10 protein-coding genes are annotated in these 12,126 nt (G+C 73.1%); 9 read left to right on the top strand and 1 reads right to left on the bottom strand.

The window, feature by feature from the left end; translation table 11 throughout:
• From GUY61_RS39290 to GUY61_RS26210, 7 genes are all read left to right on the top strand, one after another.
• Positions 1–186, top strand: a 186-nt coding sequence (locus tag GUY61_RS39290) for a hypothetical protein (RefSeq protein ID WP_208106479.1), incomplete at its 5' end; no start/stop codon positions are given.
• Positions 183–1,784, top strand: a complete 1,602-nt coding sequence (locus GUY61_RS26235) for a carboxyl transferase domain-containing protein (protein ID WP_166632713.1) — start codon at positions 183–185, stop codon at positions 1,782–1,784. The genes GUY61_RS39290 and GUY61_RS26235, both read left to right, overlap by 4 nt.
• Before the next feature lie 89 nt (positions 1,785–1,873).
• On the top strand, positions 1,874–3,781 hold the full coding sequence (locus GUY61_RS26230; protein WP_166632712.1) for a biotin carboxylase N-terminal domain-containing protein: 1,908 nt from the start codon (positions 1,874–1,876) through the stop codon (positions 3,779–3,781).
• Positions 3,778–4,953, top strand: coding sequence for an acyl-CoA dehydrogenase family protein (locus GUY61_RS26225; protein ID WP_166632711.1), 1,176 nt, complete (start codon positions 3,778–3,780; stop codon positions 4,951–4,953). Before GUY61_RS26230 ends, GUY61_RS26225 begins: the two co-directional genes overlap by 4 nt.
• Positions 4,954–5,021: 68 nt before the next feature.
• A complete protein-coding gene (locus GUY61_RS26220) occupies positions 5,022–6,635 on the top strand; it encodes a 4-coumarate--CoA ligase family protein (RefSeq protein WP_166632710.1) in 1,614 nt (537 codons plus the stop codon).
• Positions 6,632–7,366 carry an enoyl-CoA hydratase family protein gene (locus GUY61_RS26215; RefSeq protein ID WP_166632709.1) on the top strand — a complete coding sequence of 245 codons (735 nt, stop codon included), beginning with the start codon at positions 6,632–6,634 and terminating at the stop codon, positions 7,364–7,366. The genes GUY61_RS26220 and GUY61_RS26215 overlap by 4 nt, the downstream gene beginning before the upstream one ends.
• Entirely contained in the window at positions 7,354–8,106 is a 753-nt protein-coding gene (locus tag GUY61_RS26210) for a TetR/AcrR family transcriptional regulator (RefSeq protein ID WP_166632708.1), read from the top strand. The genes GUY61_RS26215 and GUY61_RS26210 overlap by 13 nt, the downstream gene beginning before the upstream one ends.
• Positions 8,107–8,229: 123 nt before the next feature.
• Here the strand turns inward: GUY61_RS26210 and GUY61_RS26205 are convergent, their stop codons facing one another.
• Entirely contained in the window at positions 8,230–9,330 is a 1,101-nt protein-coding gene (locus GUY61_RS26205) for a citrate synthase 2 (protein WP_166632707.1), read from the bottom strand.
• A 276-nt stretch (positions 9,331–9,606) separates the two neighbouring features.
• Here GUY61_RS26205 and pdxH point away from each other — a divergent pair, with 276 nt between their 5' ends.
• Positions 9,607–10,293, top strand: coding sequence for a pyridoxamine 5'-phosphate oxidase (pdxH, locus tag GUY61_RS26200; RefSeq protein WP_166632706.1), 687 nt, complete (start codon positions 9,607–9,609; stop codon positions 10,291–10,293).
• A gap of 404 nt (positions 10,294–10,697) precedes the next feature.
• Positions 10,698–12,125 (top strand): PAS domain-containing protein, encoded by a 1,428-nt coding sequence (locus tag GUY61_RS26195; RefSeq protein ID WP_166632705.1) that lies wholly within the window; start codon positions 10,698–10,700, stop codon positions 12,123–12,125.
• The last annotated feature ends 1 nt before the right edge of the window (position 12,126 follow it).

Here is a 12,126-nt window from a genome sequence, read left to right as displayed (position 1 = left end):
ACCCCCACCGGCATGCCCCCGACCGCCGTGCCGACCCTTGCCGCACCGACCGCCGCACCGACCCGTGTCCCCGCGCCGGGCGCAGCACCGACCCCCGCCGCCGCGCCGACCGCCGTGCCCGACGCCGCCGAGGCGGCGGGCGACGACGGCCGGCATGGTTCCCCCTCACCGGAGGTGACCGCGTGACCGTTCTCGCCTCGGCGCTCGACCCGAAGGACCCCGAGTACGCCGCCCACCGCGCGAGCATGCTCGCCAAGCTCGACGAACTGGCGGCCGAGCAGGCCAAGGCGCTGGCCGGCGGCGGTGAGAAGTACGTCGCCCGGCACCGGGGGCGCGGCAAGCTGCTCGCCCGCGAGCGGATCGAGCTGCTGCTCGACCCCGACACCCCGTTCCTTGAGCTGTCCCCGCTCGCCGCGTGGGGCAGCGACTACCCCGTCGGCGCCTCCCTCGTCACCGGCATCGGTGTCGTCGAGGGCGTCGAGTGCCTGGTCACCGCCAACGACCCGACCGTGCGCGGCGGCGCCAGCAACCCGTGGACGCTGAAGAAGGCGCTGCGCGCCAACGAGATCGCGTTCGCCAACCGGCTGCCGGTCATCAACCTCGTCGAGTCCGGCGGCGCCGACCTGCCCTCCCAGAAGGAGATCTTCATCCCGGGCGGGGCGCTGTTCCGAGACCTGACCCGGCTGTCCGCCGCAGGGATCCCGACCGTCGCCGTCGTCTTCGGCAACTCCACGGCCGGCGGCGCGTACGTCCCCGGCATGTCGGACCACGTCATCATGATCAAGGAGCGCTCCAAGGTGTTCCTCGGCGGCCCGCCGCTGGTCAAGATGGCGACCGGCGAGGAGAGCGACGACGAATCGCTCGGCGGCGCCGAGATGCACGCCAGGACCTCAGGCCTCGCCGACCACTTCGCCATTGACGAGCCGGACGCGCTGCGCCTGGCCCGCAGGACCGTGGCCCGCCTGAACTGGCGCAAGGCGCACCCCGATCCGTCCGGCCCGGTCGCGCCGCCGAAGTACGACGAGGACGAGCTGCTGGGTATCGTCCCAGGCGACCTGAAGATCCCCTTCGACCCCCGCGAGGTGATCGCCCGGGTGGTGGACGGCTCCGACTTCGACGAGTTCAAGCCGCTGTACGGAACCAGCCTGGTGACCGGCTGGGCGGCCGTCCACGGCTACCCCGTCGGCATCCTCGCCAACGCGCAGGGCGTGCTGTTCTCCGCCGAGTCGCAGAAGGCGGCGCAGTTCATCCAGCTCGCCAACCAGCGTGACGTGCCCCTGCTGTTCCTGCACAACACCACCGGCTACATGGTGGGCAAGGAGTACGAGCAGGGCGGAATCATCAAGCACGGCGCCATGATGATCAACGCGGTGTCGAACTCCCGCGTCCCGCACCTGTCCGTCCTCATGGGGGCGAGCTACGGGGCCGGCCACTACGGCATGTGCGGCCGCGCCTACGACCCGCGCTTCCTCTTCGCCTGGCCCGGCGCCAAGTCCGCCGTCATGGGACCGCAGCAGCTCGCCGGGGTGCTGTCGATCGTCGCCCGGCAGTCCGCGGCGGCCAAGGGACAGCCGTACGACGACGACGCGGACGCCGCGCTGCGCGCCATGGTCGAGCAGCAGATCGAGTCGGAGTCGCTGCCCATGTTCCTGTCCGGGCGCCTGTACGACGACGGCGTCATCGACCCGCGCGACACCCGTACCGTCCTCGGCCTGTGCCTGTCCGCCGTCCACACCGCCCCGTTCGAGGGCGCGCGCGGCGGCTTCGGCGTCTTCCGGATGTGAGGCCCTCCATGACGAAGAGGACGACTGAAGCGACGGGGACGTCGGGGACGGCTGAAACGTCGGGGACGACCGAAACGACGGGGACGACAATGACGACGATCAACACCCTGCTGGTCGCCAACCGCGGCGAGATCGCCTGCCGGGTCTTCCGTACCTGCCGCGACCTGGGCATCACCACCGTCGCCGTGCACTCCGACGCCGACGCGGACGCGCTGCACACCCGCACCGCCGACCTGGCCGTCCGGCTGCCGGGCTCCTCGCCCGCCGAGACGTACCTGCGCGGCGACCTCGTCGTGAAGGCGGCGCTCGCGGCCGGCGCGGACGCCGTCCACCCCGGCTACGGCTTCCTGTCCGAGAACGCCGGTTTCGCGCGGGCCGTCATGGACGCGGGCCTGGTGTGGATCGGGCCGCCGCCGGAGGCGATCGAGGCGATGGCCTCCAAGACGCGGGCCAAGGAACTGATGGGACTCGCGCCGCTCGCGGCGGACGCCGTCAGCGAGGACGACCTGCCGGTCCTGGTGAAGGCCGCGGCGGGCGGCGGCGGGCGCGGCATGCGCGTGGTCCGGAAACTCGCCGACCTGCCGGGCGAGCTGGAGGCGGCGCGGGCGGAGGCGCTGAGCGCCTTCGGCGACGGCGAGGTGTTCGTCGAGCCGTACGTCGAGGGCGGCCGCCATGTCGAGGTGCAGGTCATGGCGGACGCGCACGGCACGGTCTGGGCGCTCGGCACCCGCGACTGCTCCCTCCAGCGCCGCCACCAGAAGGTGATCGAGGAGGCGCCCGCGCCCGGGCTGACCCCCGAACTCACCGCCACCCTGCACAGCACCGCCGTACGGGCCGCCCGCGCGACCGGCTACCGGGGGGCCGGCACCGTGGAGTTCCTGGTCGCGGACGGGGCCGCGCACTTCCTGGAGATGAACACCCGCCTCCAGGTCGAACACCCGGTGACGGAGGCCGTCTTCGGCCTCGACCTGGTCGCCCTGCAGATCCGGGTCGCCGAGGGGGCGCCGCTCGATGCCGAGCCGCCCGCCCCGCGGGGTCACGCCGTCGAGGCCCGGCTGTACGCCGAGGATCCGGCGGCCGGCTGGGCCCCGCAGACCGGCACCCTGCACCACCTGTCCGTGCCGGAAGGGGTGCGCCTGGACACCGGGTACGCCGACGGGGACACCATCGGCGTGCACTACGACGCGATGCTGGCCAAGGCCGTCGCCCACGCCCCGACCCGCGCGGAGGCGGTGCGCCGGCTCGCGGCCGCGCTGGAACGGGCCCGCGTGCACGGCCCGGTCACCAACCGGGACCTGCTCGTACGGTCGCTGCGGCACCCGGAGTTCGCCGGGGCCCGGATGGACACCGGCTTCTACGACCGGCACCTCGACGACCTGACCTCCGTCGTCCACGACCCGTACGCGCCGCTCGCCGCCGCACTCGCCGACGCCGCCGGGCGACGGGCCCCCTCCGGCGTCCGCTCCCTCGGCGGCTGGCGCAACGTGCCCTCGCAGCCGCAGACCAGGCGCTACCGCACCGAACCCGACGGCACCGAGCACGAGGTCCGCTACCGGCACACCCGCGACGGCCTCGCACCCGAGGACGCGCCGGGCGTACGGGTCGTAAGGGCCACCCCCCGACTCGTCGTCCTGGAGATCGACGGCGTACGCCGACCGTACGAGATCACCGTGCACGGCGACCGCGTCCACGCCGGAACCACCGCGCTCACCGCCCTGCTCTGCTTCCCCGACCCCACCGACCACCGCGAACCCGGCTCACTGCTCGCCCCCATGCCCGGCACCGTCGTCCGCATCGCCGAGGGCCTCGCCGTCGGCGACCGGGTCGAGGCCGGCCGGCCCCTGCTCTGGCTGGAGGCCATGAAGATGGAGCACCGCATCACCGCCCCCGCCGCCGGCACCCTCACCGCCCTGCACGCCGAGCCGGGCCGGCAGGTCGAGGTCGGCGCCCTTCTCGCCGTCGTCACCGAAGCCGAAGCCCAGGAGGACCGTTCATGACCACCACCACCGCCAGCGCCCTCATCGAGACCGACGAGCACAAGGCCCTGCGCGCCGCCGTCACCGCACTCGGCAACCGCTACGGCCGCGAGTACTTCATGAACACCGTCGAGCAGGGCACCCAGCCCGAGGAACTGTGGGCCGAGGCCGCCAAGCTCGGATACGTCGGCGTCAACATCCCCGAGTCGTACGGCGGCGGAGGCGGCGGCATCACCGAACTGGCCATCGTCCTGGAGGAGCTCGGCGCCGCCGGCTGCCCGCTGCTCCTGATGATCGTCTCCCCGGCCATCTGCGCCACCGTCATCTCCCGCTTCGGCACCGAGGAGCAGAAGCGCCAGTGGCTGCCCGGGATGGCCGACGGCTCCCTCAAGATGGCCTTCGGCATCACCGAACCCGACGCCGGCTCCAACTCCCACCGCATCACCACCACCGCGCGCCGCGACGGCGACGACTGGCTGCTCACCGGCCGCAAGGTCTTCGTCTCCGGCGTGGACATCGCCGACGCCACCCTGATCGTCGGCCGCACCGAGGACGCCCGCACCGGCAAACTCAAGCCCTGCCTGTTCATCGTGCCCCGCGACACGCCCGGGTTCAGCCGCTCCCGCATCGACATGGAGATCGCCGCCCCGGAGAAGCAGTTCGAGCTGGTCCTCGACGACGTACGCCTCCCGGCGGACGCCCTCGTCGGCGACGAGGACGCGGGCCTGCTCCAGCTGTTCGCCGGGCTCAACCCCGAGCGCATCATGACGGCGGCGTTCGCGCTCGGCATGGGCCGCTTCGCGCTCGCCCGCGCAGTCGACTACGCGAAGACCCGCACGGTGTGGAAGGCCCCCATCGGCGCCCACCAGGCCATCGCGCACCCGCTCGCCCAGGCCCACATCGAGCTCGAACTCGCCCGCCTGATGATGCAGAAGGCCGCCGCGCTCTACGACGCGGGCGACGACATGGGGGCGGGCGAGGCCGCCAACATGGCGAAGTACGCGGCCGCCGAGGCCTGCGCGCACGCCGTCGACCAGGCCGTCCACACCCTCGGCGGCAACGGCCTCACCCGGGAGTACGGCATCGCCTCGCTGATCACCGGCTCCAGGGTCGCCCGTATCGCCCCGGTCAGCCGGGAGATGATCCTCAACTTCGTATCGCACCAGTCACTGGGTCTCCCCAAGTCGTACTAGGGAACGAGACCCTGAACTCGCTCAGGGCCGCGCACGCACCACCCACGCGTCGAAGGGACCGACCGCACATGGTGTTCATCAGCGAGTACCCGCCCGTCCCCGTAGTCGACCAGCCCATCCACGAGGCCGTGCTCGGGCGCGCCGCCGAGTTCGGCGACACGCCCGCGCTCATCGACGGCGTCAGCGGCATGACGCTGACGTACGGACAGCTCGACGGTTTCGTCCGCCGGATCTCCGCCGCGTTCGCGGAGGCCGGCATGCGCAAGGGCGACATCGTCGCCCTGCACAGCCCCAACACCATCGCCTACCCGGCGGTGTTCTACGCCGCCACCCGGACCGGCGCCGCAGTCACCACCGTCCACCCGCTGTCCACGCCCGAGGAGTTCGCCAAACAGCTCGCGGACTCCTCGGCGCGCTGGATCGTCACGGTCTCCCCGCTGCTCGACCCGGCACGCCGGGCCGCCGAACTGGCCGGCGGCATCGAGGAGATCTTCATCTGCGACAAGCCGGAGACGGGCGGCGGGGGCCACCGCTCGATCCTCGACATGCTCGCCTGCACCGCCCCCGAACCGGAGGTGACGATCGACCCCGCCGTGGACCTCGCGGCCGTCCCCTACTCCTCCGGTACGACGGGCGTCCCCAAGGGTGTCATGCTCACCCACCGCAACATCGCCACCAACCTCGCCCAGCTCCAGCCCGTCATGCCCGCCCGGCCCGGCGACCGCATCCTCGCGGTGCTGCCGTTCTTCCACATCTACGGGCTGACCGCGCTGATGAACGCCCCGCTGCGGCAGGGCGTCACCGTCGTCGTCCTGCCCCGTTTCGACCTCGAGCAGTTCCTCACCGCCATCGAGACCCACCGCATCACCGCGCTGTACGTGGCCCCGCCGATCGTCCTCGCCCTCGCCAAGCACCCGGCGGTCGACGGCCACGACCTGTCCAGCCTCGACCACATCATCAGCGCCGCAGCCCCGCTCGACGCCGAGCTCGCCGAGGCCTGCTCCCGCCGACTGGGACTGCCGCCCGTCATGCAGGCGTACGGGATGACGGAACTGTCCCCGGGCACCCACGTCTGCCCGCGCGACTCCCACGACATCCCGCCCGGAGCCGTCGGCAAGCTCCTGCCCAGCACCGAGATGCGCATCCTCGGCCTGGACGAGCCCGGCAGCCCCGGCAAGGACCTCGGCATCGGGGAGGAGGGCGAGATCGCCATCCGCGGCCCCCAGGTCATGAAGGGCTACCTCGGCCGCCCCGACGAGACCGCCGCCATGATCGACGCCGACGGGTGGCTGCACACCGGCGACATCGGCTGCGTCGACGCCGACGGCTGGCTCCACGTCGTCGACCGCGTCAAGGAGCTCATCAAGTACAAGGGCTACCAGGTCGCCCCCGCCGAACTCGAGGCGATTCTCCTCACGCACGAGGCGATCGCCGACGCCGCCGTCATCGGCGTGTACGACGCCGACGGCAACGAGGTGCCCAAGGCGTTCGTCGTACGGCAGGCCGGCGAGGCCGGCGCAGCCCTCACCGGGGACGACGTCATGGCCCACGTCGCCGGACAGGTCTCCCCCCACAAGAAGGTCCGCCGCGTCGAATTCACCGACGCCGTTCCCCGCGCCGCGTCCGGCAAGATCCTCCGCCGCGAACTGCGCGCACGGGAAAGGAGCACCGAGCCCGCATGACCGTCACCGCGATCGCGCAGGACCGTGGCATCGCCACCCTCATCCTGGACTCCCCGGCCAACCGCAACGCGCTCTCCGCCGACCTGGTGCGCGAGCTGAGCGAGGCACTGAACGCGTACGCCGAGGACCCCGGGGTGCGAGCGGTGCTGCTCACGCACACCGGCACGACGTTCTGCGCGGGCGCGGACCTGAGACAGCCACCGGACCCGGCGGCCTTCACCGGCCTCCTGCGGACCCTGATCGAACTGCCCAAACCCGTGGTGGCCCGCGTCACCGGCCATGTGCGGGCGGGCGGACTCGGACTGCTCGGCGCCTGCGACATCTCGGCCGCCGGGCCCGGTGCCTCCTTCGCCTTCACCGAGGTGCGGATCGGGGTCGCCCCCGCCGTCATCTCCATGCCGCTGCTGCCCCGGATGGACCCGGGCGCCGCCGCGCGCTACTTCCTCACCGGCGAACGCTTCGACGCCGCCGAGGCGGCCCGCACGGGACTCGTCACCCTCGCGGCCGAGGACGTCGACGCGGCACTCGAACCCGTACTCGACGGGCTGCGGCGGTCCGCCCCCGGTGCCCTGGCGGAAACGAAACGGCTGGTCACGGCTAAGGTGCTGGACATCCTCGACCGGCAGGCCGACACCCTCGCGGCACGCTCGGCGGCGCTCTTCGCCTCGCCGGACGCGCGCGAGGGCATGACGGCCTTCCTCGAACGACGGGACCCCGCATGGACGTTGTGACGCCGCACGCCGGGACGCCGCACGGGACGCGGCACACCGGGACGCCGCCCCCCGCCGCGGGGAACCGCGCGCCCAAACAGGACCGCAGCCGCGCCACCCGGCAGCGCCTGCTGGAAGCCGCCGTTTCCTGCCTCGCCGAGCACGGCTGGGCGGGCTCCACGGTCTCGGTCGTCGCCGAGCGCGCCGGGGTGTCCCGGGGCGCGGCGCAGCACCACTTCCCGACCCGCGAGGACCTGTTCACGGCCGCCGTCGAGTACGTCGCCGAGGAACGCTCGCAGGCCCTGCGCACCCTGTTCACCGACGGCCGCGCCGGTCGCGGCGCGGCCGGGGGCCACGGGCGGCCCCCGGCCCCGGCCCCCCGGGAAGCCGTCCTGCGTGCCCTGGTGGAGCTGTTCACCGGGCCGCTCTTCCGGGCCGCCCTCCACCTGTGGGTCGCCGCGTCCAACGAGGAGCCGCTCCGGAGCCGGGTCACCGAGCTGGAGGCCCGCGTCGGCCGCGAGACCCACCGGATAGCCGTCGAGCTCCTCGGCGCGGACGAGACGCTCCCCGGGGTCCGCGAGACCATCCAGGGACTGCTCGACATGGCCCGCGGCCTCGGCCTCGCCAATCTCCTCACGGACGACACGGCCCGCCGCGAGCGGGTCGTCGCCCAGTGGGCGACCGTCGTCGACGGGCTCCTCGGCGCTCCCGAGCCCGGCGCCCCCGGCACTCCGGCGGGTCAGCGTCCTGCACAACGCTGAACCGCCCCGGGCGGCCGGAGGCCGCACCGGGGCGGTGCACGGGTTCCGCGGACGATCGCGCAACCCGGGGTGACTCAGCCACCCCGGGGTGCCCCGGGGTGGCTCAAGGTGACCTGGGGTGGCTCAGTGGGCGATGTCCTCGTAGCCCTCGATGTCCCGGGGGTTGCGCGGGCCGGGACCGACGTACCGCGCGGAGGGGCGCACCAGCCGCCCGGTCCGCTTCTGCTCCAGGATGTGCGCCGACCAGCCCGCGGTCCGCGCGCAGGTGAACATCGACGTGAACATGTGCGCCGGGACCTCGGCGAAGTCCAGGACGATCGCCGCCCAGAACTCCACGTTCGTCGCCAGCACCCGGTCGGGCCGCCGCGCGTGCAGCTCCTCCAGGGCCGCCTTCTCCAGGGCCTCCGCGATCTCGAACCGCGGTGCCCCCAGGTCCCGTGCCGTGCGCCGCAGGACGCGGGCCCTCGGGTCCTCGGCCCGGTACACCCGGTGCCCGAAGCCCATCAGCCGCTCGCCCTTGTCCAGGGCCTGCTTCACGTACGCGGTCGCGTCGCCCGTGCGCTCGATCTCCTCGATCATGCCGAGCACACGGGACGGGGCGCCGCCGTGCAGCGGCCCCGACATCGCCCCGACCGCACCCGACAGCGCCGCCGCGACGTCCGCGCCCGTGGACGCGATGACCCGCGCCGTGAACGTCGACGCGTTCATGCCGTGCTCGGCTGCCGAGGTCCAGTAGGCGTCCACCGCCGCCACGTGCTTCGGGTCCGGCTCGCCGCGCCAGCGGATCATGAACCGCTCGACCACCGACTGCGCCTTGTCGATCTCCCGCTGCGGCACCATCGGCAGGCCCTGGCCGCGCGCCGACTGCGCCACGTACGACAGCGCCATGACCGCCGCCCGCGCGAGGTCGTCCCGCGCCCGCTCCTCGTCGATGTCCAGCAGCGGTTTCAGGCCCCACACCGGCGCCAGCATCGCCAGCGCGGACTGCACGTCCACCCGGATGTCACCGGAGTGCACGGGGATGGGGAAGGGCTCGGCCGGCGGCAGGCCCGGGTTGAACGCCCCGTCCACCAGCAGGCCCCACACGTTGCCGAACGAGACATGGCCGACCAGATCCTCGATGTCGACGCCTCGGTACCGGAGCGCGCCGCCTTCCTTATCCGGTTCGGCGATCTCCGTCTCGAACGCGATGACTCCTTCGAGTCCGGGTACGAAGTCGGACATCAGGCGGCTCCTCATGATGTGTGCGACGGGAAGACAGGGTGGCAAGGGAAAGCGATTGGAAACGGCCGGGCGTGCGATGCCCGCGATGCCTCGGTGATGCCCCGTGCGGCGGATGATCATCCAAGCGCGCGGCACGGACGCAATGTGCGGGGACCACAGCGGGCCACCCCGCGATTCTGTCGGGTTCCACCGGTGGCGGGAAGCGTGATGTCCTGCACATGAACCTGATCCCCGCCGACAGGATTGGCGGGACTTGGTGCCGGGCAGATTCGGCCGATGGGGCAGGATGAGCCTGTGCAGAAAGACCGCCAGGAACTCGACCCCGCCGCGATGCGCAAGCACTACGTCTCGGAAGGGCTTGCGGAGACCGAACTGGCCGCCAGTCCCATGGACCAGTTCGACCACTGGTTCAGGGAGGCCGCCACGGGCGGGCTCTACGAACCCAACGCCATGGTCGTCTCCAGTGCCGACCCGGAGGGCCGCCCCAGTTCCCGCACCGTGCTGCTCAAGGGCTACGACGGGCGCGGCTTCGTCTTCTTCACGAACTACGGCTCCCGCAAGGGCATCGAACTGGACGCCAATCCCGCCGTCTGCCTGATCTTCCCCTGGCTCACCCTGGCCCGCCAGGTCATCGTCACCGGCACCGCGCAGCGCACCGGCCGGGACGAGACCGCGGCCTACTTCCGCAGCCGCCCGCACGGCTCCCAGCTGGGGGCCTGGGCCAGCGCCCAGTCCACGGTCGTGCCCTCACGTGAGGCACTGGACCGCTCCTACGCCGAACTCGCCGCCCGCTACCCCGAGGGCACCCAGGTCCCGGTGCCCCCGCACTGGGGCGGCTACCGGGTCTTCCCCGAGGCCGTCGAGTTCTGGCAGGGCCGCGAGAACCGGCTCCACGACCGGCTGCGCTACACGCGGCTCACGGACGGCGGCGAGGGCTGGCGGATCGACCGCCTCAGCCCCTGAGCGAGGACCGGGGCGACGGAGGAGGCAGACTGGGGCGCCGGAGGGGCCCCGGGGCCCGAAAACGTTCCGGAAACCGGACAACCCGCGGGCTCGGGATCCCCTGGAGGGGGAGCCGGCCGGACGTACCGGCGAGCCCGCGGGTCGGGTGACTGCGTTGGATTGGCCGGTGGGTCCCGGCGCTGCACAGAGTGCGACAACGGGCGTCAGCCCGCAGTCACCTCACGCGTCCGAAATGAAACCACTTCCAGACCACCTCCTTTCAGCGTTGGCCCCACCCTAGGAACCGACGGCGCACGCATCAACTGTTTTTCGGGAAGGGGGTGTGGTGTGGGTCACGTTCGAGTTCAATGTCACTTGTGCGGTACACGCGGTATGTGCGGTGACGGCCTGCAAGGGGGTGCCTGGTGAGTGCTTCGCGGAGTACGGGAACGGCCGACGCCCTGGGACCCCAGGAACCGGATCGTGAGGACTCCGATCTGCTGGCGGCGCTCCTGGACGGGATGGACGCCGCGCTGTGCGCCTTCGACGCCGACGGGGTGGTGACCCACTGGAACCGTGAGGCCGAGCGGATCCTCGGCTGGACCGCCGAGGAGGCCGTGGGACGGCGCGGCTTCGCCGGATGGGCGGCGCGGGCCGCCGACGCCGACGAGGTGGAGACCCGGCTGCTGTCGGCGATGGACACGCCGGGGCGGCAGGTGCACGACTTCGCGCTGCTGACCAAGGACGGGCGGCGGGTGCTCGTCAGGACCCAGTCGGCCGGGGTGCGAGCCGCCGACGGCCGGCCGGCCGGGGTGTACTGCGCGTTCAGCGAGGTGCACACGCAGATCGACCTGGAGCGGTCGATCGCGCTGAGCGAGGCGCTGTTCGACGACGCGTCGTGGGGTGTCGTCCTCGTCGACGCGGATCTGCGGCCCGCGGTGGTGAACGCGCGGGCGGCGCGGGCGCTGGGCGTGCGGCGGACGGAGGTACTGGGCCGGCCGCTGGGTGAGCTGCTGTCGCAGGGCGTGGAGGAACTGGAGGCGGCGCTGCAGCACGTGCTGGGCGAGGGGCCGCCGCCGGAGCCGGTCGAGCTGTGGGTGACGCTGCGGGCGGCCGGGGAACGGACCGCTGGACGCACCGGGGACCGGACCCGGGAGCGGCGGGAGGGAGGGCAGCGGCGCTGCTGGCGCAGCGGCTTCCTGCGACTGGGGTCCCCGCTGGCGGAGGAGCCGGTGCCGCTGGGCGTGGGCTGGCTGTTCCAGGACATCACGGAGGCCAAGCAGGCCGAGCAGGAGGCCGCGCGGCTGCGGTTCCGGTCGGGCCAGCTGCACCGGGCGGACCGGGTGGCGGCGGAGTGCGAGGAACCGATGGAGGCCGTGACCTCCTACATGGACTTCGCCCTGGCCGGGTTCGCCGACCACGCCCTGTTCGACCTGGTGGTCTCGCTCGACCCGCCCCGGCTGGCGCGCGCCTCGGCCACGCCCTCGGGCCCGGCCGGCGCGCCGGCACCGCTGGCCCAGGGCGGCGTCATCCCGGTGCCCTACCCGGACGGGCACCCGGCGTTCCAGGCGCTCCAGCGGGTCGCTTCGGTGCGGGCCAGTGCCGGTGCGGAGCCGGGGACGGGGGCGCCGCAGTGGGCGCGGGACCGGCTGTGGCCCGAGGACACCGTGCACGCGCTGTGCACGGTGCTGCGCTCGCGCGCGCGGACGCTGGGCGTGATGACCTTCCTGCGCGGGCCGTCGCGGGAGGCCTTCGAGCGCGCGGAGGCGGTGTACGCCGAGAGCGTCGCGGCCCGCGTCGCCACCGCGCTCGACGCGGCCCAGCTCCTGAGGGCCCCCACCCGCGACCCCTGAC

Source organism: Streptomyces sp. GC420, assembly GCF_009916105.1.
Classification (GTDB): Bacteria; Actinomycetota; Actinomycetes; order Streptomycetales; family Streptomycetaceae; genus Streptomyces.
Note: the sequence above shows the minus strand (reverse complement) of the source record. Positions and strands in the feature narration are given on the sequence as shown.